We start from the raw sequence: 19,747 nt of genomic DNA, 5'->3' as shown, positions 1-19,747 counted from the left end.
CATAAAGCTCTATGCATCTAAGTTGGCGAATTTTTGTAGGCTAATTCCTATCTTCTTGTGGGTTGGGTCTCTGCCTGCTCTTGCTCGGGGGGGAATGCTATGCCAACTAGTAATCGACTAGGCTATTGTGTTTGCTCTAAATAATTCGAACAGCGAAATTGGACTTTCTCATGAATAAAGTGCTGATCGTGGATGATCATCCCGTCATTCGTCTTGCTGTGCGCATGCTAATGGAGCGTCATGGTTATGAGGTCGTTGCCGAGACTGATAACGGTGTCGATGCGTTGCAACTTGCACGGGAACATATGCCGGATATTGTGATACTGGATATCGGAATCCCCAAGCTCGACGGTCTGGAAGTTATTTGTCGGCTGGCTTCGACCAAGCAAGCCGTCTCGTTCAAGGTGCTGGTGCTGACGTCCCAGGCGCCTGGCCATTTTTCCATGCGCTGCATGCAGGCGGGTGCCGCCGGCTATGTGTGCAAGCAGCAGGATCTGACAGAGTTGCTCAGTGCCATCAAGGCGGTGCTTTCCGGCTATAGCTATTTCCCGAACCAGGCGCTCAACTCAGTGCGGTCAACCATGGGCAATGCCAGTGAAGCCGACATGGTCGAACGCTTATCGGGACGGGAGATGATGGTGCTGCAGCAACTGGCCCGTGGCAAAACCAACAAGGAAATTGCCGATGGCATGTTCCTCAGCAACAAAACCGTCAGTACCTACAAGACGCGCTTGCTGCTCAAGCTCAATGCCAGGTCCCTCGTGGACCTGATCGAACTGGCCCAGCGCAACGGCTTGGTCTAGGAGGATATTGCCCCCCTTGAATACCCGTGTAACCGGCAGAAAAAAGCCTCCGTCAGGGAGGCTTCCGGCCGTCAACGGCTCGATCAGAGATCGAAGTCGTAATCGGCCAGCTGTTTTTGCAAGCGTCGCTCTTCCAGAAGATTGTCGATAGTGCGGCGTTTGCTTAAATTGGTCTTGGCCACCTCTGCCACAGGTGCCTCTACCACATCGTCATCCGACTCAACGAGGTCGTCTTCCACTTCCAGTTGTTCGTTGCCAGCGCTCATAAGGTCAACTCCAGGCTAAGACTGCCGTTGGGGCTCCTTATAGCGATAATCCGCGAACGGGTAAAAAAGATTTTTTCAATCGTCTGATCACAAAAACCAATGATCGCTCAATCGTCGGAGGTCTTGTCCTTGTATTCGCACAAGTCTTCGATACGGCAGCTGCCGCAGCGCGGCTTGCGGGCCTGGCAAACGTAGCGTCCGTGCAGGATCAGCCAATGGTGGGAGTCGAGCAGATAGGGCTTGGGCACGAACTTCATCAATTGCTTTTCCACCTCAACCACATTCTTGCCCCGTGCAATGCCGGTTCGGTTGCTGACGCGGAAAATGTGCGTGTCCACCGCCATGGTCAACTGCCGAAACGCCGTATTGAGCACCACGTTTGCCGTTTTGCGGCCCACGCCAGGCAAGGCTTCGAGGGCTTCGCGGGTTTGTGGTACCTCGCCTCCATGCAGCTCCAACAGCAGGCGGCACGTTTCGATCACATTCTTGGCCTTGCTGTTATACAGGCCGATGGTCTTGATGTATTCGGACAGGCCTTCCACACCCAGAGCGTAAATCGCGGCGGGTGTATTGGCCACAGGGTACAACTTCGCCGTGGCCTTGTTAACGCCAACGTCCGTGGATTGAGCCGAAAGGATCACCGCAATCAGTAATTCGAACGGTGAGGAGTAGGCCAGTTCGGTTTTCGGTTCCGGATTGTCTTCGTGAAACCTGCGGAAGATTTCCAGGCGTTTTGCGGCATTCATAGGGACAGACGTTTCCTTGCAGGCGGTCGGCGTGATGTTAGTAATACACAGCGCAGTGGGTCAGCCGTTGGCCTCGGCATCTTGCAGCGTTTGCTCGGCGTCATTCAATGCAGCTTTCAAGGTTGCCAATTGATGCTCTTCAGCATGGTGATCCTGAGCCTTTTTCAACGCTGCACGGCGCATGGCCAGCTGGATTTTTGCGCGCTTGAACTCGGCGCTTTTTGTGGCCGTCTTCGGTGGCTGCGGTGAGGTGTTGGCCTCCAGTGCGGCAAGCGCCTGCTCGGATGCCTCGAACTGTCGCTGCAGCATAATCAATTGCGACTGTTGCTCAAAGGTCGGCGGATGCCCAAACGCTTTCAAGGATTTGTGCAACTGAGCGCGACTCATGGCGACGCTGCTTTTGGCCTGCTTGATCGCAGCGTCCTGAGCGGCCTGAGTGTTATCGGCCGGTGCAACCTCCATCGGCGCTGCGCGCTTGGCTCGTGCCAGGCGTTCGGCGAGCTTGCAGGCTTCTTCACGTTGCAGGCGGGCGCTACGTTGTTCGAAGCGTCGCCGCGCCCGGTTGCGTTTGAGGTCGCGTGCACGCCGTTCATCATCGTTGCTGGCCAAGTCACCGACGATAGGCACAACGTCAGCAAGCGGGCGCATCTCGATACAGTCGACAGGGCAGGGCGCAACACACAGGTCGCAACCGGTGCACTCGTCGACAATCACGGTGTGCATCAACTTGGCGGCACCCACAATGGCGTCCACCGGGCAGGCCTGGATGCATTTGGTACAGCCGATGCATTCGCCCTCGCGGATATAGGCGACTTGCGCAGGCGCATCTCCACGGCTGGTGTCCAGCTCCAGTACCGGCAGGCGCAGCAGTTGCGCGAGCCCCTCAATGGTTTCCTGCCCACCGGGCGGGCACTTGTTGATGGCTTCGCCTTTAGCGATGCTTTCTGCGTAAGGCTTGCAACCCGGGTGCCCGCACTTGCCGCATTGAGTCTGCGGCAGCAGCGCGTCGATACGTTGAATGAGGTTCATGCTGTGATCATAGCGTTGACGCCCGGCCCAGGGAGGAGGGCAAGCTGAGAAGCCCCGCCGTTAGCAACAGCGGGGCATTTTGCAGAGGTTACTTGATGCGTTGACCCGGCTTGGCACCGCTGTCCGGGCTTAGCAGGTAGATTTCTTCGCCGCCAGGGCCCGCCGCCATCACCATGCCTTCGGAAATGCCGAACTTCATTTTCCGTGGCTTGAGGTTGGCGATCATCATTGTCAGGCGACCGTCGAGCTTGGACGGGTCCGGGTAAGCGCTCTTGATGCCGGAGAACACGTTGCGCTGTTCGTCACCGATATCCAGCGTCAGGCGCAGCAGCTTGTCGGCACCTTCCACGGCTTCGGCCTTGATGATCAGCGCCACGCGCAGATCCACGGCGGCAAAGGCGTCGAAATCGATTTCCGGGGAAATCGGGTCCTTGGCCAGTTCGCCATTGCCCGCCGGCGCGGATTGGCCGGTATCGGTCTGGCTGGCGACGAGGTCTTCTTTCGAAGCGTCGGTCATGGCCTGGACTTTCACCGGGTCAATTCGGGTCATCAAGGGCTTGAACGCGTTCAACTGATGATTGCCGAGCAAGGTGGTGTGATCGTTCCAGCTCAACGGCGGTACGTTGAGGAACGCCTCTGCATCGGCGGCCAGCAATGGCAGCACCGGCTTGAGGAAGATCACCAACTGACGGAACAGGTTGACTCCGGTGGCGCAGATCGCCTGGACTTCAGCTTCCTTGCCTTCCTGCTTGTTCAGTGACCACGGCGCCTTGTCGGCGATCCAGGCGTTGGCGCGGTCGGCCAGGCCCATGATCTCGCGCATGGCGCGGGCAAAGTCGCGGGCTTCATAAGCGTCGGCAATGCTCGGCGCGGCGGCCAGGAAGGCGTCGGTCAGTTCCGGTGCGGCGTTCTCGGCGACCAGTACACCGGCGTTGCCCTTGTGGATAAACCCGGCGCAACGGCTGGCGATGTTGACGACTTTACCCACCAGGTCCGAGTTGACCTTCTGTACGAAGTCTTCCAGGTTCAGGTCCAGGTCGTCGACGCCACGGCCCAGCTTGGACGCGTAGTAATAGCGTAGGTATTCCGGCGACAGGTGGTCCAGGTAGGTGCGCGCCTTGATAAAGGTGCCACGGGACTTGGACATTTTCTGGCCGTTGACCGTCAGGTAGCCGTGCACGGCAATACCGGTCGGCTTGCGGTAGCCCGAGCCTTCAAGCATCGCTGGCCAGAACAGCGCGTGGAAGTTGACGATGTCCTTGCCGATGAAGTGGTACAGCTCGGCGGTGGAGTCCTTGCCCCAGAACGCGTCGAAGTCCAACTCCGGGGTGCGGTCGCACAGGTTCTTGAAGCTGGCCATGTAGCCGATCGGCGCGTCCAGCCATACATAGAAGTACTTGCCCGGCTCGCCCGGAATCTCGAAGCCGAAGTACGGCGCGTCGCGGGAGATGTCCCACTGCTGCAGGCCACTGTCGAGCCATTCGGAGAGTTTGTTGGCCACGGCGTCCTGCAAGGTGCCGCTGCGCGTCCAGGTTTGCAGCATTTGCTGGAAATCCGGGAGCTTGAAGAAGAAGTGCTGCGAGTCTTTAAGCACCGGAGTGGCACCGGAGATCGCTGACTTGGGATCCTTCAAGTCGGTCGGTGCGTAGGTCGCGCCGCATTTTTCGCAGTTGTCGCCGTACTGGTCTTCGGTGCCGCATTTCGGGCAGGTACCCTTGATGAAACGGTCGGCCAGGAACATCTTCTTTTCCGGGTCGAAATACTGGGTCACCGAACGTTGGTCGATGTGCCCGGCTTCTTTCAGCCGCAGGTAGATCTGGCTCGACAGCTCGCGGTTTTCGTCCGAGTGGGTCGAATGGAAGTTATCGAAGTCCACCAGAAACTCGGCAAAGTCGGCGCTGTGTTCAGCCTGCACATTGGCGATCAGTTGTTCCGGGGTGATGCCTTCCTTTTCGGCGCGCAACATGATGGCCGAACCGTGGGCGTCGTCCGCGCAGACATAAATGCATTGATTGCCGCGATGCTTCTGGAAGCGCACCCACATATCGGTCTGGATGTACTCAAGCATATGGCCAAGATGGATCGAACCATTGGCATAGGGCAGGGCGCTGGTAACGAGGATCTTGCGTGGCTCGGACATGGGGCTCGGCTACTTGATGAAACGGAGGTCGGCCACTATAAAGCGCCGGGAAATTTATTTCACCCCGTGACGCTGTTTCAGTATCTTGCGCACCTTCGAAAGCATGCCGCTCGGCGGCTGGAACGGTTAGGATAGCCGCCTGTTTCAGTCAGTCTTTTTTCGGGAGTAGCCCATGAGCGCCGTCAATCGCGCAGCGGTGGAAGCCGTTCTTCGCCAGTACACCGACCCTTATTTGAACCAGGACCCGGTCAGTGCCGGTTGTGTGCGTGCCATCGAGGTCCAGGGCGACCAAGTGTCGGTGCAGTTGCAACTGGGTTATGCCGCGGGTTTGTTCAAAAGCGGTTGGGCGCAGATGTTGCAAATGGCCATCGAGGGCTTGCACGGCGTGGGTTCGGCCAAGGTCGATATCCAATGTGTGATCGCGCCGCACAAGGCCCAGGCGCAGATCCCGGCCCTGGCCAACGTCAAGAACGTGGTGGCGGTGGCGTCCGGCAAGGGCGGCGTGGGTAAATCCACCACGGCGGCCAACCTGGCCCTGGCCCTGGCGCGGGAAGGTGCGCGCGTGGGCATTCTCGATGCCGACATCTACGGGCCGAGCCAGGGCGTGATGTTCGGCATCGCCGAAGGCACGCGGCCGAAGGTGAAGGATCAAAAATGGTTTGTGCCCATCGAGTCGCTGGGTGTGGAAGTGATGTCCATGGCGTTTCTCACCGATGACAACACGCCGATGGTCTGGCGCGGGCCGATGGTCTCCGGTGCGTTGCTGCAACTGGTCACACAAACGGCTTGGGGCGACCTCGACTACCTGGTGATCGACATGCCGCCAGGCACCGGCGACATTCAGTTGACCCTTGCGCAGAAAGTTCCGGTGGCCGGTGCAGTGATTGTCACCACGCCTCAGGACCTGGCGCTGCTCGACGCCAGGAAAGGTGTGGAGATGTTCCGCAAGGTCAACATCCCGGTGCTGGGTGTTGTGGAAAACATGGCGGTGCACATCTGTTCCAACTGCGGGCATGCCGAGCATCTGTTCGGTGAAGGTGGGGGCGAGAAGCTCGCTACCCAGTATGGCGTTGAACTGTTGGCATCGTTGCCATTGGCGATGGAGATTCGCGAGCAGGCCGATGGTGGCAAACCTACCGTAGCGGCAGAGGCTGATGGGCAGATCGCGATGATCTATCAGGAATTGGCCCGTCACGTCGGTGCGCGGATTGTTTTGCAGGAAGCGACGACGCCGGCGATGCCGACCATTACCGTGAGCGACGATTGATTAGGCTTTAACGGTTACGCGAAAAGCCTGACGATCCGTGGTGCTCTCAGGTTTTTCGCGAGCGAGCTCGCTCCTACAGGTGGGGCGCCAATAGGGCTTGCTGCTACTTTGCGTAATGCGCGTGTAAGCATTCGCTTACTTTTCCGTAAGTGTTTGGTTTTTTTAGCGGTTACGTACGTCTTGAATCGACGAAGCTATTATCTAAGCTTTTGAAAAATAAAGATTATTTTAATTCTGGCGAGCGGAAAAGTTTGTCAGCCCGCCGTGGGGATCGCGTTGAACTTCTCTGGGAACGCTCTAACATCAGCCCTGTGTCCACGGATTGGCACAGCCATCAAGGAACGATGGTTTGAAGGACCGTCGCAGGATGCGATTCATCAGGATGATGAAAAGGAATACAGGGACTAGGGAAAAAATGTGGGCGGGTCATACCGCCCCTTTTTTTTGCCTGTAGAAAAGTGAATGCAGGCACCCGAACGCAAAAAAGGCCCTCAAGGGGCCTTTTTTTGTTGGGCAGCGGCGCTTTAGCGCTCTAGTTGCTCAATTTTGTTGGGCTTGCCATCCCATTCAGCGGCATCCGGCATCGGATCTTTGCGCTCGGTGATGTTTGGCCACACTTCGGCCAGCTCGACGTTCAATTGAATGAATTGCTCCATGCCCGCAGGCACTTCGTCCTCGGAGAAAATCGCGACGGCCGGGCATTCTGGTTCACACAGGGCGCAGTCGATGCACTCATCCGGGTGGATAACCAGGAAATTCGGGCCTTCGTAGAAGCAGTCCACCGGACAGACTTCTACGCAGTCGGTGTACTTGCACTTGATGCAGTTGTCGGTGACGACGAAGGTCATTTCTAATTTTCTCCTCAGGCGGCGGCAGCGAAACCCCTTGTGGTGGGGTTCGCGAGGTTTGAGAGCGATAGTCTGCGGACCAGGCTAAAAGCCCGCAGCATCCCAAACCGCGCGAGATTCTATCAGCTTGCAAGCGTCTGCGTTATATCCGAGTCTTCAGTGCATATAACATTTCGAGCGCTTTACGTGGCGTCAAGTCATCCAGGTCAAGTTTTGCCAACTCATCCAGCACTGGATGGGGCAAGCTGGCGAACATATCGCTCTGGTGCGGCGCGGCAGGTTTCTTGCTGGCCTTGGCAGGGCTGGCGACCACCGTTTCATGGGGCAGCGCCGTTGTTTCCAGCCGGCTGAGGTGTTCGCGGGCACGAGTGATCACCTCGTTCGGCACACCGGCCAACTGCGCCACGGCCAGACCATAACTCTGGCTCGCCGGCCCTGGCAGCACATGGTGCAGGAACACGATGCGCTCGTTGTGCTCGGTGGCATTGAGATGCACGTTGGCCACCAGCGGCTCGCTTTCCGGCAACACCGTCAGCTCGAAGTAGTGCGTGGCGAACAGCGTGTACGCACGCAGATGCGCCAAGCATTCGGCCGCGGCCCAGGCCAGGGACAGGCCGTCGAAGGTGCTGGTGCCGCGGCCCACTTCGTCCATCAGCACCAGGCTGCGTTCGGTGGCGTTGTGCAGAATGTTGGCGGTTTCGCTCATTTCCACCATAAAGGTCGAACGGCCGCCGGCCAGGTCATCGCTGGAGCCGATCCGCGTGAAAATGCGGTCTACCAGGGACAATTCGCAACTGGCTGCCGGTACGAAGCTGCCGATATGCGCCAACAACACGATAAGCGCGGTCTGGCGCATGTAAGTGGATTTACCACCCATGTTCGGACCGGTGATCACCAACATGCGGGTATCGTCGTCCAGCGACAGGTCATTGGCGACGAACGGCGTGGTCAGCACCTGCTCTACCACCGGGTGACGACCTTGCACGATACGCATGCACGGTTCGCTGACAAACCGTGGGCAATTGAGGTCCAGGTTCAGCGCACGTTCGGCGAGGTTGCTCAATACATCCAGCTCCGCCAGGGCGGCGGCGGTGTCTTGCAACGGCGCCAGGCGGCTGATCAAGTCCTCGAGCAAGGCTTCGTAGAGCATTTTTTCCCGCGCCAGGGCGCGGCTTTTGGCTGACAGCGCCTTGTCTTCGAACTCTTTGAGCTCAGGGGTGATAAAACGCTCGGCGCCTTTGAGGGTCTGGCGACGTTGATAGTCGATAGGCGCCGACTCGGCCTGCTTGCTCGGCAGCTCGATAAAGTAGCCATGCACGCGGTTGTAGCCGACCTTCAGGTTGGCCAGGCCCGTACGGGCTTTTTCGCGGGCTTCCAGGTCGATCAGGAACTGCCCGGCGTTTTCGCTCAGGGATTGCAGCTCATCCAGCTCGCTGTCGTAGCCGGTTTTCAACACGCCGCCGTCACGAATGATCGCCGGCGGGTTGTCGATAATGGCCTTTTCCAGCAGCGCCGCGAGGTCCGGGTAAGTGCCAGCGGTGACGGCAAGCTGTTGCAGGTGCGGCGTGTCCAGTTCGGTCATCGCGACTTGCAGCTGCGGCAGGGCGCTCAAGGCATCGCGCAGGCGCGCCAAGTCGCGGGGCCGCGCATTGCGCAGGCCGATCCGCGCCAGGATGCGCTCGATATCGCCAATCTCTTTCAGTTGCGGCTGCAGTTTTTCAAAGCGATAGCCGTCGAGCAGGCAGGTAATGGAAGACTGGCGCGCTTGCAGCACCGTCAAATCCCGCAGCGGACGGTTCAACCAACGGGTCAGCAAACGGCTGCCCATCGCGGTCTGGCAACGGTCCACCACCGATTGCAGGGTGTTATCACGCCCACCGGCCAGGTTGGTGTCCAGTTCCAGGTTGCGACGGCTGGCGCCATCGAGCACCACGGTATCGTCCAGACGCTCATGGCGCAGGCTGCGCAAGTGAGGCAGAGCAGTGCGCTGGGTTTCCTTGGCGTAGCTGAGCAAGCAGCCTGCGGCACCGATGGCCAGGGTCAGGGTTTCGCAACCGAAGCCTTTAAGGTCCTGCACCGAGAACTGCTGGCACAGACTTTTCAGCGCAGAGTCGCGCTCGAAATCCCACGGTGCACGACGCTTGGTCCCACGACGTTTCTCTGCCGGCAAGTCCTTGGGCCAATCATCCGGAATCAACAACTCCACCGGATTGATACGCTCAAGTTCCGCCAACAGGTTCTCCCAGCCCTTGATCTCCAGCACGCTGAAGTTGCCGCTGGTGATATCCAGCACCGACAGGCCGAACAAACGCTCATCGCCCAACACCGCCGCAATCAGGTTGTCGCGACGCTCATCCAGCAACGCCTCATCACTCACCGTGCCCGGCGTAATAATGCGTACTACCTGACGCTCCACCGGCCCTTTACTGGTGGCCGGGTCGCCGATCTGCTCACAGATCACCACCGACTCACCCAGCTTCACCAGCTTGACCAGGTAGCCTTCCAACGAGTGGTAAGGAATCCCACACATCGGAATCGACTGCCCCGCCGACTGCCCGCGCGCGGTCAGGGTGATGTCCAGCAGCTTGGCGGCCTTCTTCGCGTCTTCATAGAAGATCTCGTAGAAGTCGCCCATGCGATAGAACATCAACTGATCAGGGTGCTGGTTTTTCAGGCGCCAGTACTGCTGCATCATCGGGGTGTGGGAGGAAAGATCGGAAATTGGCTTATTCATCAATGGCTTGTGTAGTTTTTAAAAAGGATTTGGGGCACCAATGGGGCAAATGCATCCGTTGATTTGATTCTGAGATCGTACTTCAGCGCACGCGTATGCTGAGTCGCTGCCAGGCAAAAATATTGACACGGATGACGCCTCATGTCCTAATTTCTAAAGTGGTTTTTTCAGGATAGGTCTCTGCCGCTCAGCAGCTTTCAGCTGCTGAGCGGCAGAGACCTATCCGCGTATTTCGTGCTACGTTGTACGTGTTTATGTCTATCGCCAGGATGGCTATGGCTAGGAGGGGCAATGCCCTTAGAGGTCACGAAAAGCGCAGATCTGACCAACAAGCTCAATGACCTTGCAGGTAAGAGTAAGTTGTCAGAGTTTGAAGTTCGCCATTTTCGCCGAGAAGTTGAGCAGCTTAAGAGTGTAAGTGCGGCTGAGTACTATATGCTCAATGGTATGCTGTGTTCTGTTTTGGGTGATTATGAGAATTCGAAAGATAATCATGAAAAATCTCTGAAGTTATCCCGTGATCATGTCGATTTGATTAACTACGGTTTGTCAATGAGACGTCTTGGGGATACGTCTATGTCTTTAGATTTGATGTTGCAGGCTTTCGACCTTGTGCCGAACTCTGAAGATGTATTTAATGAGGTTTGCCTTTCAATGATACTTCGTGGTGATTTCTCGTCTTACGATAGCGTTCTTGGAAAAATAAAACGAGCCAACCCTGCCGTGGATTTGTCACGTGTACCTCACTATGGCAATTTGTTGCATGTTAGAGAGTGCTTGGCAGTATGCGAAATAGACGAGGCTGAGTTTACAAGGGTTTTTGGTGTTTTGAACAAGGTCCTTGATAGCTATGCGCTTTCGGTAGAAGATCTCGATGTAAATACATCGACTTTTGATAGTGTTCGGCACGTATCGGTATTTGTGAAAGTTACGTGCGAGGATCCTCGCGATTTGCTCATGATTAACGAGGAGCTTGCTGACGGAGTTATTAGTCTCGATGGACTAGATTGTTGGGATAGATTGGTTTTGAATGCGGTGAATTATACTCCGCGTCAAAACGCAGTGGCTTAAGGAGTGGTCGCTTGAGTTTGAATTATACGGATTTCATGAGTCAGTCTCGCGATGTATTGAATAATCTTACTGATGGTGAGATTAGCTACCGGTGCGCGATCTCTCGATCTTACTATGGTGTGTATCATGCTGCGCTTGACTTTGCTGATACAGTTAGTGTTCCTCCTTTGAGTTGTGTGGGTGGAAGTAGTCATCGTAAGTTGTCCTCGTATTTTGAGGGGAGCTTTCATGAAGACAAAGACCTCCGGCTCAAGTATCGAAAGTTGGGGTATTGTTTAAAGCAGTTGCACGATATGCGTTGTCGGGCAGACTACGAATTGGATGGTCCTATTACACGAGCTGATGCCGAGATCCATATCGAACGATGTGAGTTGCGTATCAATGAAATTGAAAGCTTGAGTAAGGCGATTGCAGCTTAGGGCGTGTGATGGGGGATTAACACCCTAGGTTGTCACGTCTTACTTATTCAGTTCGTTCCATATCTTCGAGATTTCAGACGGCGATTCATCGTCCATCCATTTTGCGTATACCTCAACCAACATAGTGAAGTCTTTATGGCCCATCTGTTTGGCAATGAATGCAAGGTTGCCACGAGCAGACAGGCACCAGCAGGCGTAGGTGTGGCGAGTTTGATATGGCCGACGTGGACGTATGCCTGAGCGCTTTTGGATGGCTGCCCACTTGGTGTTCCACGCGGTGGGAACATACCAGGCGTTTATGATCTTCTTGCGCGCCTGGGTGGATGGAGAAAGCAGTGGGGTAACCCTCTCTTTCCGGCTTTCGTACCTGTTCTGGAACACCTCAATGATGCGTGCAGGATGATCGGCAACGAGCGAAAGCAACACCCGGCAAGCTTCGACCGCAGGCGGCATTAATAATACTGAGCGCGGCTTTCCCGTTTTGGGAACCTTGAAAGTGCCGTTGGCGGTTATAGCGCGGGTGATGTTGATCTGCCCTGCGTCCAGATCGATGTCTTCAACAGCCAGCGCACATAGCTCACCTGGTCGAAGCCCGGTATACACGGCCAAAGTAATCGCAGCAGAATCCTGGGGGTGAAGGCATCCTTTATCGACCAGCAGCTTAAACTCATCACGAGTAAGCGGATCCGGCTCTTGGCCTTGCATTGCGAACCGATTACACGCTTCTGATAATCCAGTGCGGCAATATCCGTTGGTCTCACACCAGCCCAGGAAGCCTGCGAACGTCGCCAGGTAGTGATTGGCGGTCGACGGTGCTCGATCTGCAATCAGCAACGTCCTCAGTAACTGTATGTCTTCGGGCAACAAAACTCCGGCGAGACGATCAATTCCAACCAAGGCAGTACAGATGTCCAAGGCATAGCCGTACTTCTCCTCGGTCATCGGCGTGATGTCGACAGCCTTCAACGGCTTGTACCGTTCCAGCAATGCCCCAAGCCTCTCGTCCTTGGCACTGCTGTAGTTCGTCGCGTGCTTTGAGTTAGGAAAGTGCCGCCCATACTCAAAGTGACCGGTTTTGATCTCATGAAGAATTGCCGCCCTTAATAGGGCGGCGTGTTTGATGTTGGCTTTGGTGATCGGAAGGCCGAGGGATTCGCGGCAGCGTATACGCCGCCACATGAACACGACGCGCAAATTGCCGCCGTGTATCTCAATCCCCTTGTGCTTTGCCAGTTCGGTTTCTAGGCCGCTTCCTGAGGTGCGCTCTCGGCCCACTTGTCATACTCCGTCATGTTGATTGCAATGCGGCCGTCCGGTGTCTTGCGCCAGATGCGGCCTTGGGCCCAGGTGCCGTTTTTCACTTTGTGGCGAATGGCGTCTTCGCTGTAGCCAGTAAGTTCTGAGGCGCGGCTTATCATTACCCAGCGAGGTAGGCTCATGCTGCTTCTCCCATAAGTTCGCGCTCATCTACGTCGTTGTTGGCACTGATCAGCGCCATCATCGGCCACGGCGACACCGAGTTACCCACCATAAGCACCTGCGTCTTATTGCTGAATTTCCGGCCATCATGTCCACGATCAATCACGTAGTTATCCGGAAAACCCTGCGCCCGGTAAAGCTCACGCGGTGTGAGCATGCGCATACCGATATCGACGATTACGTACGGCGTGCCCTTGATCGTCACGGTGACAAGTGCCAGGCGATCCCGCGTGGTGATGGTCGCGGCCGGGTCGCGCAGGTCGTAGGTGTTGTCGCTGCCGTAGTAGCCCATCAGGAATGCCGCGACACGCATGGCGCCGGCCTCAACCTCTGGCGCGAGCTTGTACTCGACCAGAGCATGGTGTTCAGCGCCGGCCGTGATGGTCGGTACCAGTTCGTCCATGGCTCGGCCGATGCAGTTCCTGCGAAGCGTCGACAGATGCGCAGTGACGATCTGCTGCTGGCTGCCAGTGGTGGTGATCGCAGTAAGCGGTTTAACCGGGTGATGCCCAGGCGTCACGTTGTATCCGCCGTTGTGCTGCGCGACATAAGCCACGGCCAAGGCGAAGTGCCCACCTTTAACGCCACTGCAGATAGTGCGTAGAGGATCATCCCCCGGCATGTTGCGTTGGCTGCTGCCGTTGGCGTGTTCGGTGATGAAGGGCGCGAGTTGCGGCGTGACAAGGGCGAACCCCTGCGCACCGGTAATGGTCTTCGCCGGATCTTCTACGGACTGGCATCGCGCCAGGTCGTTACCGGTGTGGTTGACGCTGACAATGAACGGGTTCTTGTGTTCGAGGACATAGCGCTTGGCGCCCTTGCGCAGGCGCTCCATGGTGTTGTTCACCAGTGGTCGTTTCACACCTGCAGCACTGCCTTCTTCCTTGGTGAGGAAAATGCTCGGGCATGGAAGAGACCAGTCGATACAGCTGGCGGCGGTCCGGTAGGCTGACTGTCCCTTGGCTGGGTTCTTGAAGTGCGTCGGTTCCGGCCAGCGCAGTGGCTGACCGTCACGGCGAGCAATCAGGAACAAGCGCTCGCGGGTAGTGGCGGCGCCAAAGTCGCAGGCTTTGAGCTTGCCGTACATCAGGTCGTAGCCCATGGACCGCAGGTTGTTTTCGAAGCGGCGCCAGGTTCGTCCTTTCCGTTTTGGATCGGGCACCAGGTACTGTTCTTGTACCGGAACCCGCTCGCCGGCAGTGGCGACTGTCAGGTCACGGCGTACCACTCGGCCAGTCTTACTGCAGCGCTTCGCGATCAGCGGTCCCCACTGGAGGATCTGCACGACGTTTTCCATCGTGATCTTGCGGGGGCTGACCTGGCCGCCCCATTTTTGAATGACCCATGACTGCGAGCGGCTGGTGGTGCTACGCGCCTGACCGCCGGCAGCGAGGCTGTGGTGGGTGCATTCAGGGCTGGCGTGCAGATGTGCAACTGGACGGCCGCGAGTCGCAAGGCGCGGGCACACGTCGTAGACGTCGGTGATGTAATGCTCGGCGCTCGGGTGGTTGCGCTTGTGCATGCTGATTGCATCAGGGTTGTGGTTGATGGCGATATCGACCGGTATGCCGGTACCCATTTCCTGACCCATGGTGGCGCCGCCGCCGCCGGCGAAGAGATCCACGCGGATCTCGCCGGCGAAGTCGAGACCGAATTGGGTTTTCACGGCTGATGTGATTGGGTGTGTGTTGAAGGCAGTCATAGCGACGTCGCCTCCGCGATAGGTGCAGCGGTGATTGCCTGGGTCAATTGTTTGGCTATTGATTGGGCTCGGTCGCGTTCGCGCAGATTTGAATTGACCTGCTCCAACTCGGCAATGCGCTTTTGAGCGGCCTCAAGCAGCATCCATACCTCTGTCACACCAGCAAACTCTGCGACGTGCTTGGGAGACATGACAGCCCACTCATCGGAGCGCACGTTGGTCAGATCGGCAGGCCAGTACCGCTGGCCTGGTTTCGATTCTGGCGGGTAGTCCACAGCATTCGAAGCGTGCGTATACCCCAAGGCAGGCTGCGCGAGCTGGCGTGCTGGAGCGGTTAGCGTTGCATCACTGAGCGCTGCCCCGCGCAGCTTTTCGTGGGGTATAAGTGCCTCGGCAGTGGCGCTGGGAGGAGCAATAATGCCTGCTGCTGCGCAGCAGAGACTGTTTGTTTCTAGCGTGTCGCCACCATTTGCAGTGCGGAGCAAAGCGGACAAGGCGCTGGTGTTGTTCTGTTGGTTCTTCATGCCGCTTTCCTCCGGTGTTCGATGGCGAGTTGGTCCATCAGGCGCTGGTGGTAGGTGTTGCGGGCTTCTGTGGCAGACCATGGGCGGATGCTTTCAACCACGGGTTCGATGCCGACCAAACAATCCCAGATTGCCGGATCGGATGGCATGAGGTCGCGGCGTTCGGTCGCGAGCGCAATCATGTCGGCTTGGCGCGCGCAGGCTGGGAGATCGAGTGCAAGGTCGAAGCGCTCACAAACATTCGCCCACACGATGTCCTCGAAGCCTCGGTAGTCGGGCATCCATTGCTTGAGTGGGCGCGTCATGTCGCCCAGATACGCCTCGGTTGCGTCGTGAAGCAAGGCCGCAAGCCTGTGTTCCTCCGGCACCAGCTCGGCGACGAAGCAGCTGTGCTGGGCCACGCTGTAGAACTCGCGGGTGTGGCCGTTGAAACGACACAGGTGAGCAAGCGCGTGCGAAATATCTCGTGGGTCAATCATGTCGGCGTCTGGCTCGTACAAGTCGAAGCGCTTGCCGGTGGAGGTAAGGATCCAGTTCATGCGGCCTCCTTCACTAGATCGGCCAGCAGCAGCGTGTTGTCGGTGTCTTTGTGCAACTGGCGTACCACGTTAGAGCCGATCCGCGCTTTCAACTGGCGGTCGAACTCCTTGTAGTAGCGTGTGAGTTCACGCAGCTCCTTGGACACCTTGTCGTATTGCTGCTGCAGCGATCCGGCGGCTTGAGGCGTCAGGCGTAACACTGGAATTTCGCGGCTCATGCTGCGTCCCCCTGTGTCCATAGATCCATTGCAGCAGCCATGTTCAAGGCTTTCTCGCGCAGAGCGAGCGTCTGTGCTGCATGGGTTTCCGACTTCACTGCTTTGAAGGTCTCGGCAGCGAGCTTGAGCTTTTCAGCGATCAGTAGAAGAGTCAGTCTGTCCTGGGGCTCCCTGCTCAGCAGTAGCTCTATGCGTTGACGCTGTTCGTGCGCTTGGGTGATTGAAACAGCGCATTGTTCCTTGGCTTGTTCAAAACCTAAGCTAAACCCATCGTCCTGGCCGTTTTCGTAACCTTCAACTCGGCCGTCTGCCAAGCCGCCTCGGTAACCGATCCAGTAGAGAATGCCGGTGGCAGTAGCAATGCTGATCAGTGCGCAGATTTGAATTGCAGTCATGTGGTGTGCTCCTGGTGATATGTCGGCTGGTGGTGGCAGCCAATTGGTTTGTTATTCGTCGTCTGGGTCTGGCGGATCTGCCAGGCCACACATCAGCTTGGCCTGGTGCGGCATGTAGCCTTCTTCTCGCAGTGCGTCGTAGCGCTGATAGTCGGCGGCAAAGTAGCTGCACTCATCACACAGTCGGCTGGTCTTTTCGTCGGCAGACAACGGTGTATCGCAGTGCCGGCATTGATCGAGTAGTGTCATGTCACCCCTCATCGCCAACGGATTCTGGTCGCGGCATTTCTTCATCCGCTCTATAAGCGCGGATATCGATCAGGGCTGCGACATGCTTGATGTGGGCATACCGCAACGCCTTGACGCTGTGATCCAGGGTGGTCACCGGCAGCTGAATACGGCCGCTGTTGATCGCTTCAGTGAAAGTCTTCTCGTTGAGGTTCTTGAAGTAATGCACGCGCAGCTTTTCCAGGGGGATAAGCACGTCGCCGAAGAGTTGGTGCAGCATCTCGACGGTTGCGCTATCCGGCGCGGGTTGCAGGCGCAGCGGTGTTTGACTGTTGTTGCTCATGGGCAGCGGCCTCCTTGCGTTTGAGTCGTGAGGGGTGATTCCAGGCATTCAGGCAGTGGCGTTTGGTCAGCTCCCGCAGATGCTCCGGCACTTCGAGGAGCGCGGCATTGCGCTCCTCGCGTGTGTGCATGGCGACGATCTGGCGGGCGTACTCCCTAGGCCACGTCACGGTTGTCTGCCGGGATGGCTGGCAGTTCGAGGCCCAGCTGACTTGCCAGCCAGGGCATGCCGGCTTGCCGGACTTTCGTCGACTGGCTGTATTGCATTCCTGCCGTCTCGTGGTACCAGTTGCCGTTCTTGATCCGCAGATATTCCCGGTCACGTACAGGGAACGCCGGGAGGTTGCGGTCAGTGAGCAAGCCCTTGTCACGCATCAGCGCGATCAGTTTTGGACGGGTGAGGCCGAAGTACTTGGCGGCCTTTTCCAGGCTACGTTCCATCGCGACCTCCTAGGCTGCATGCGCGGCGGGAGTCGCCACGGCTGCCAGGTGAGTGATGGATTCGGCCACCATGGAGTAGATCTCCACGTCACTGCCGCACACCGTGAAGCACTTGCTGAATGGCTTCTTGACGCCGATGCTCATGATGGTGGTGATGCCAGTGCGGGTTTTGTTGCGATGGATTGCCAGGTTGATAGGTTGCTCAAAACCCATGTCGAGGCTCAGCGCGCCGCCGGTTTGTACCAGGTCGAACACACGCTGCTTGTGTTCAGTTTCGAACACGCCGTAGCGGCGGTCTGCGTGTGGCATAGACGACGGATCGCTTGGATTGGCTGGCCCGTTGACGAGCTCCTCAATGAAGTCCGCAAGCTTAAGGTGCATCTTTTTGCTGTTGGTCAGGGTCAGCGTGTGGCGTTCGCTTCCCAGCTCAACAGTGAAGTGTGTGTCTGCTTTGCGCCGCTCGACTTTCAGGCGGAAGGCTAAGGCTTCACGCTGAACTTCGGCGCGCAGCAGGTGGTTGAAGGTTTCGGTTAGGTTTACCTGTGCCTTGAGCAGGGCCAGGGTGCGGTTGTCGAGTTTGTACTTGCTCATGCCGCGTGCCCTCCGCCGTTTGGATCGAACGGGCAGGGCGCGTTGCGTTCTTTCGGCTTAGGTTTGGACGCGATGAATGTGCAGCCGAGGTCTTGCGCCAGGCGGCGGATTTCAAAGATGCGGGAGGGGTTAGCGGCGGCCGGGTGGACGTGCAGGGTAGCTGTGGTGTGCATGGTGTTGCCTCGCTCTGTGGTGGAAGAGTTAGGCGAATATCACACAATGTTTTTCATGAATCAACACGAATTGTTATTTTTGTTGGGGTTTTTGGACGTTCCGTTTTGAGTTGCGCAAAAAGGTACGAGCTGTATCTTTTGGTTCTACTTGAATTTATTGGGTTTTTTAGGAGGGGAAATGTTTGAGCTTGACCCGGACGAAGCAATTGCGGAGCGATATTTCAGATTCGCGAATGATGTGCCTGGATTATTCGCGGTAGGGCTCTCCGCAACCTCGCTTCAATTTTCGCACCCGCAGCCGTTTGCGTGGTTTTTTCTATTTGTAGTGGTGTTGTGTGTATTCGGAGGCGGTAAGCAATACAGGAATATTGCTGCCAGATACCTTAAGCGATATCCAGGAGTGATCGGGGGGATGGTCCTGTTCTGGAGAGCCAAGATTTGCATCATTGGCATGTTGCTGCTTATAGCAATAGCTCTGGGAGATCTCACTGAGCAAGGGATTTATGCGTTCTTCAATCTCAACTCAGTAGCACCTAGCTGAAGGCTTGAGTCAAAGTGCCCCGCCGTGCCACACGATGCGCCCGACGATTTTCAGATGGCCGATTTCATTGTCGCTAGCAGCTTCATCTGGGTACTGACGCTTGTCTTCGTTATCGCTACGTATGATCCAGCCGCCAGTCATGCTCTGCACCAGCCGCTTGATGATCAGCTCTCCGTCAGGTTTGAGCATGGTGTAAATGCGTCGGTCTCTCGGTTCTTTCTGTGCTTCATCTAGCAGGACCACATCGCCGTCACAGATGGTGGGTTCCATGCTTTGACCTTTAGCGTAAATCACATGCAGGCTTCTTTCCCTCAAGGCCATACGGGCGAGCCAGTCTCGCCTGAAAACCAGTCCGCCTTTGATTTCCACGTGGTCGTTGAGATGCCCGTTCCCGGCTGAGCCGTGCGCTGTATATTGCGGAATCAGAGCGTAGTCATCAATTTTTGGCGCTGTGCTTCTCGTTTGATCGTCGTCGCCTTCGACAAGATCCATCAGCGGTTTTTTCAAGGCAAGCGAAAGCATGCGCAGATCAGCAAGGCTGGGTTCGCGCTTATCTTTCTCATAGTTTGCGATACGCCCTTGGCCGTTTTGCCAATTGCAGGCGGCGGCCAAGCCTTTCTGCGTGAGATTCGCTTCGTTTCTATAGCGCGCCAGGCGCTGACCTAAAGTTTCCATGTGTGGAAAATATCACGATTTGTGTAATTGATTTACGACTTAACGTGTTGTAAAAATAACAAACCGTTGTTAGTCTGCGCCCAGGATCACGAAGAGAACCTTCTAATGAATAGGATATCTGCCCTCAGAAGCCGTAGTGGAATCAAGCAAACGGCACTTGCTGGTGCTTTGGGATGGTCTCAGAGTCGGTTGAGTAATTACGAGTCGGGTACCCGAATTCCTGGCTTGTACGAGTGCCGGGCCATTACGGTAGCACTCAATAAATTGGGGACTACGTGCACGCTCGATGATGTATTTCCTCCTGAGCTTGATGTTCCAAAAGCCGCATAGAAAAAAGGCGACCCAAGGGCCGCCCAGTTCCTCCCGGCACACACCACCACAGTGCTGTCGGGTCGCGACGAAGGTAGGAGGGCACACCACATGCAAACCACCTCCCTTTATCGCGCTGCCAAGACACGGATGTCTTGGGTTGCTGCCTTCTCCACCACAGATTAGGCAGCTGTTGCGCCAGAGGTGAGCAACGGATTGTTCGCCTCGGCACGGTGCCGGTTTCGATCCCTAGATCTAGCCGGCGTT

24 protein-coding genes are annotated in these 19,747 nt (G+C 56.7%); 5 read left to right on the top strand and 19 right to left on the bottom strand.

Features of this window, described 5'->3' with window-relative positions; genetic code table 11:
* The first annotated feature begins 170 nt into the window (after nucleotides 1–170).
* Nucleotides 171–803: a response regulator transcription factor gene (locus GIV26_RS13615; protein ID WP_003188986.1), complete on the top strand. Its 633-nt coding sequence runs from the start codon at nucleotides 171–173 to the stop codon at nucleotides 801–803.
* 83 nt (nucleotides 804–886) lie between these two features.
* Here GIV26_RS13615 and GIV26_RS13610 read toward each other — a convergent pair whose 3' ends face one another.
* The 4 genes from GIV26_RS13610 to metG all read right to left on the bottom strand — a co-directional run bounded on the left by GIV26_RS13610 (nucleotide 887) and on the right by metG (nucleotide 4,984).
* On the bottom strand, nucleotides 887–1,069 hold the full coding sequence (locus GIV26_RS13610) for a PA3496 family putative envelope integrity protein (protein ID WP_014717144.1): 183 nt from the start codon (nucleotides 1,067–1,069) through the stop codon (nucleotides 887–889).
* Nucleotides 1,070–1,176: 107 nt separating this feature from the next.
* The gene (nth, locus tag GIV26_RS13605) at nucleotides 1,177–1,815 is read right to left on the bottom strand and encodes an endonuclease III (RefSeq protein WP_003188989.1); all 639 of its coding nucleotides are present in this window, start codon (nucleotides 1,813–1,815) and stop codon (nucleotides 1,177–1,179) included.
* A 60-nt stretch (nucleotides 1,816–1,875) separates the two neighbouring features.
* Nucleotides 1,876–2,844 (bottom strand): electron transport complex subunit RsxB, encoded by a 969-nt coding sequence (rsxB, locus tag GIV26_RS13600; RefSeq protein WP_197880427.1) that lies wholly within the window; start codon nucleotides 2,842–2,844, stop codon nucleotides 1,876–1,878.
* 88 nt (nucleotides 2,845–2,932) lie between these two features.
* Nucleotides 2,933–4,984: a methionine--tRNA ligase gene (gene metG, locus GIV26_RS13595; protein WP_236281089.1), complete on the bottom strand. Its 2,052-nt coding sequence runs from the start codon at nucleotides 4,982–4,984 to the stop codon at nucleotides 2,933–2,935.
* A 172-nt stretch (nucleotides 4,985–5,156) separates the two neighbouring features.
* On the opposite strand from metG, the gene apbC reads away from it, so the two are divergent.
* The gene (apbC, locus tag GIV26_RS13590) at nucleotides 5,157–6,251 is read left to right on the top strand and encodes an iron-sulfur cluster carrier protein ApbC (protein WP_236281086.1); all 1,095 of its coding nucleotides are present in this window, start codon (nucleotides 5,157–5,159) and stop codon (nucleotides 6,249–6,251) included.
* Nucleotides 6,252–6,775: 524 nt separating this feature from the next.
* On the opposite strand, the gene fdxA is transcribed toward apbC, so the two are convergent.
* Together fdxA and mutS are read right to left on the bottom strand one after the other, a co-directional pair.
* Complete coding sequence (gene fdxA / locus GIV26_RS13585) at nucleotides 6,776–7,099, bottom strand: ferredoxin FdxA (RefSeq protein ID WP_003172109.1); 324 nt, start codon at nucleotides 7,097–7,099, stop codon at nucleotides 6,776–6,778.
* Between the two features lie 142 nt (nucleotides 7,100–7,241).
* Entirely contained in the window at nucleotides 7,242–9,821 is a 2,580-nt protein-coding gene (mutS, locus tag GIV26_RS13580) for a DNA mismatch repair protein MutS (RefSeq protein WP_236281138.1), read from the bottom strand.
* 303 nt (nucleotides 9,822–10,124) lie between these two features.
* Here mutS and GIV26_RS13575 point away from each other — a divergent pair, with 303 nt between their 5' ends.
* Nucleotides 10,125–10,904 (top strand): tetratricopeptide repeat protein, encoded by a 780-nt coding sequence (locus GIV26_RS13575; protein ID WP_093114343.1) that lies wholly within the window; start codon nucleotides 10,125–10,127, stop codon nucleotides 10,902–10,904.
* A gap of 458 nt (nucleotides 10,905–11,362) precedes the next feature.
* On the opposite strand, the gene GIV26_RS13570 is transcribed toward GIV26_RS13575, so the two are convergent.
* From GIV26_RS13570 to GIV26_RS13515, 12 genes are all read right to left on the bottom strand, one after another.
* A complete protein-coding gene (locus GIV26_RS13570; RefSeq protein ID WP_236281083.1) occupies nucleotides 11,363–12,598 on the bottom strand; it encodes a site-specific integrase in 1,236 nt (411 codons plus the stop codon).
* Complete coding sequence (locus GIV26_RS13565; RefSeq protein ID WP_042944248.1) at nucleotides 12,565–12,762, bottom strand: hypothetical protein; 198 nt, start codon at nucleotides 12,760–12,762, stop codon at nucleotides 12,565–12,567. The genes GIV26_RS13570 and GIV26_RS13565 overlap by 34 nt, the downstream gene beginning before the upstream one ends.
* Nucleotides 12,759–14,504 (bottom strand): DNA cytosine methyltransferase, encoded by a 1,746-nt coding sequence (locus GIV26_RS13560; RefSeq protein ID WP_236281081.1) that lies wholly within the window; start codon nucleotides 14,502–14,504, stop codon nucleotides 12,759–12,761. Before GIV26_RS13560 ends, GIV26_RS13565 begins: the two co-directional genes overlap by 4 nt.
* Nucleotides 14,501–15,028, bottom strand: coding sequence for a hypothetical protein (locus GIV26_RS13555; protein WP_236281078.1), 528 nt, complete (start codon nucleotides 15,026–15,028; stop codon nucleotides 14,501–14,503). Before GIV26_RS13555 ends, GIV26_RS13560 begins: the two co-directional genes overlap by 4 nt.
* Nucleotides 15,025–15,567, bottom strand: coding sequence for a phosphohydrolase (locus GIV26_RS13550; RefSeq protein ID WP_236281074.1), 543 nt, complete (start codon nucleotides 15,565–15,567; stop codon nucleotides 15,025–15,027). Before GIV26_RS13550 ends, GIV26_RS13555 begins: the two co-directional genes overlap by 4 nt.
* Nucleotides 15,564–15,785, bottom strand: coding sequence for a hypothetical protein (locus tag GIV26_RS13545; protein WP_093114333.1), 222 nt, complete (start codon nucleotides 15,783–15,785; stop codon nucleotides 15,564–15,566). Before GIV26_RS13545 ends, GIV26_RS13550 begins: the two co-directional genes overlap by 4 nt.
* Nucleotides 15,782–16,180, bottom strand: a complete 399-nt coding sequence (locus GIV26_RS13540) for a hypothetical protein (RefSeq protein WP_236281071.1) — start codon at nucleotides 16,178–16,180, stop codon at nucleotides 15,782–15,784. The genes GIV26_RS13545 and GIV26_RS13540 overlap by 4 nt, the downstream gene beginning before the upstream one ends.
* A 51-nt stretch (nucleotides 16,181–16,231) precedes the next feature.
* Nucleotides 16,232–16,429: a hypothetical protein gene (locus GIV26_RS13535; RefSeq protein ID WP_093114328.1), complete on the bottom strand. Its 198-nt coding sequence runs from the start codon at nucleotides 16,427–16,429 to the stop codon at nucleotides 16,232–16,234.
* Nucleotide 16,430: 1 nt separating this feature from the next.
* Entirely contained in the window at nucleotides 16,431–16,751 is a 321-nt protein-coding gene (locus GIV26_RS13530; protein ID WP_236281068.1) for a pyocin activator PrtN family protein, read from the bottom strand.
* 155 nt (nucleotides 16,752–16,906) lie between these two features.
* The gene (locus GIV26_RS13525) at nucleotides 16,907–17,191 is read right to left on the bottom strand and encodes a phage antirepressor KilAC domain-containing protein (RefSeq protein ID WP_065929208.1); all 285 of its coding nucleotides are present in this window, start codon (nucleotides 17,189–17,191) and stop codon (nucleotides 16,907–16,909) included.
* Between the two features lie 9 nt (nucleotides 17,192–17,200).
* Nucleotides 17,201–17,782: a hypothetical protein gene (locus GIV26_RS13520; protein WP_236281066.1), complete on the bottom strand. Its 582-nt coding sequence runs from the start codon at nucleotides 17,780–17,782 to the stop codon at nucleotides 17,201–17,203.
* Nucleotides 17,779–17,955 (bottom strand): hypothetical protein, encoded by a 177-nt coding sequence (locus tag GIV26_RS13515; protein WP_172832671.1) that lies wholly within the window; start codon nucleotides 17,953–17,955, stop codon nucleotides 17,779–17,781. The genes GIV26_RS13520 and GIV26_RS13515 overlap by 4 nt, the downstream gene beginning before the upstream one ends.
* Nucleotides 17,956–18,133: 178 nt before the next feature.
* On the opposite strand from GIV26_RS13515, the gene GIV26_RS13510 reads away from it, so the two are divergent.
* Nucleotides 18,134–18,496, top strand: a complete 363-nt coding sequence (locus GIV26_RS13510; RefSeq protein ID WP_093114318.1) for a hypothetical protein — start codon at nucleotides 18,134–18,136, stop codon at nucleotides 18,494–18,496.
* A gap of 9 nt (nucleotides 18,497–18,505) precedes the next feature.
* On the opposite strand, the gene GIV26_RS13505 is transcribed toward GIV26_RS13510, so the two are convergent.
* A complete protein-coding gene (locus GIV26_RS13505; protein ID WP_236281064.1) occupies nucleotides 18,506–19,171 on the bottom strand; it encodes an XRE family transcriptional regulator in 666 nt (221 codons plus the stop codon).
* A gap of 105 nt (nucleotides 19,172–19,276) precedes the next feature.
* On the opposite strand from GIV26_RS13505, the gene GIV26_RS13500 reads away from it, so the two are divergent.
* On the top strand, nucleotides 19,277–19,501 hold the full coding sequence (locus GIV26_RS13500) for a helix-turn-helix transcriptional regulator (protein ID WP_093114312.1): 225 nt from the start codon (nucleotides 19,277–19,279) through the stop codon (nucleotides 19,499–19,501).
* Nucleotides 19,502–19,747: the final 246 nt, after the last annotated feature.

The sequence above is a fragment of the Pseudomonas sp. PA-1-3F genome (assembly GCF_021609665.1).
GTDB classification, from domain to species: Bacteria; Pseudomonadota; Gammaproteobacteria; order Pseudomonadales; family Pseudomonadaceae; genus Aquipseudomonas; species Aquipseudomonas paracarnis.
This window is presented reverse-complemented; position numbering and strand designations above follow the sequence as displayed.

Excerpts from the sequence above, each read along its gene's own strand:
- GIV26_RS13615 (WP_003188986.1), top strand. The coding sequence starts at position 171 with ATGAATAAAGTGCTGATCGTGGATGATCATCCCGTCATTCGTCTTGCT.
- GIV26_RS13610 (WP_014717144.1), bottom strand. The coding sequence starts at position 1,069 with ATGAGCGCTGGCAACGAACAACTGGAAGTGGAAGACGACCTCGTTGAG.
- nth (WP_003188989.1), bottom strand. The coding sequence starts at position 1,815 with ATGAATGCCGCAAAACGCCTGGAAATCTTCCGCAGGTTTCACGAAGAC.
- rsxB (WP_197880427.1), bottom strand. The coding sequence starts at position 2,844 with ATGAACCTCATTCAACGTATCGACGCGCTGCTGCCGCAGACTCAATGC.
- metG (WP_236281089.1), bottom strand. The coding sequence starts at position 4,984 with ATGTCCGAGCCACGCAAGATCCTCGTTACCAGCGCCCTGCCCTATGCC.
- apbC (WP_236281086.1), top strand. The coding sequence starts at position 5,157 with ATGAGCGCCGTCAATCGCGCAGCGGTGGAAGCCGTTCTTCGCCAGTAC.
- fdxA (WP_003172109.1), bottom strand. The coding sequence starts at position 7,099 with ATGACCTTCGTCGTCACCGACAACTGCATCAAGTGCAAGTACACCGAC.
- GIV26_RS13575 (WP_093114343.1), top strand. The coding sequence starts at position 10,125 with ATGCCCTTAGAGGTCACGAAAAGCGCAGATCTGACCAACAAGCTCAAT.
- GIV26_RS13565 (WP_042944248.1), bottom strand. The coding sequence starts at position 12,762 with ATGAGCCTACCTCGCTGGGTAATGATAAGCCGCGCCTCAGAACTTACT.
- GIV26_RS13560 (WP_236281081.1), bottom strand. The coding sequence starts at position 14,504 with ATGACTGCCTTCAACACACACCCAATCACATCAGCCGTGAAAACCCAA.
- GIV26_RS13555 (WP_236281078.1), bottom strand. The coding sequence starts at position 15,028 with ATGAAGAACCAACAGAACAACACCAGCGCCTTGTCCGCTTTGCTCCGC.
- GIV26_RS13550 (WP_236281074.1), bottom strand. The coding sequence starts at position 15,567 with ATGAACTGGATCCTTACCTCCACCGGCAAGCGCTTCGACTTGTACGAG.
- GIV26_RS13545 (WP_093114333.1), bottom strand. The coding sequence starts at position 15,785 with ATGAGCCGCGAAATTCCAGTGTTACGCCTGACGCCTCAAGCCGCCGGA.
- GIV26_RS13540 (WP_236281071.1), bottom strand. The coding sequence starts at position 16,180 with ATGACTGCAATTCAAATCTGCGCACTGATCAGCATTGCTACTGCCACC.
- GIV26_RS13535 (WP_093114328.1), bottom strand. The coding sequence starts at position 16,429 with ATGACACTACTCGATCAATGCCGGCACTGCGATACACCGTTGTCTGCC.
- GIV26_RS13530 (WP_236281068.1), bottom strand. The coding sequence starts at position 16,751 with ATGAGCAACAACAGTCAAACACCGCTGCGCCTGCAACCCGCGCCGGAT.
- GIV26_RS13525 (WP_065929208.1), bottom strand. The coding sequence starts at position 17,191 with ATGGAACGTAGCCTGGAAAAGGCCGCCAAGTACTTCGGCCTCACCCGT.
- GIV26_RS13520 (WP_236281066.1), bottom strand. The coding sequence starts at position 17,782 with ATGAGCAAGTACAAACTCGACAACCGCACCCTGGCCCTGCTCAAGGCA.
- GIV26_RS13515 (WP_172832671.1), bottom strand. The coding sequence starts at position 17,955 with ATGCACACCACAGCTACCCTGCACGTCCACCCGGCCGCCGCTAACCCC.
- GIV26_RS13510 (WP_093114318.1), top strand. The coding sequence starts at position 18,134 with ATGTTTGAGCTTGACCCGGACGAAGCAATTGCGGAGCGATATTTCAGA.
- GIV26_RS13505 (WP_236281064.1), bottom strand. The coding sequence starts at position 19,171 with ATGGAAACTTTAGGTCAGCGCCTGGCGCGCTATAGAAACGAAGCGAAT.
- GIV26_RS13500 (WP_093114312.1), top strand. The coding sequence starts at position 19,277 with ATGAATAGGATATCTGCCCTCAGAAGCCGTAGTGGAATCAAGCAAACG.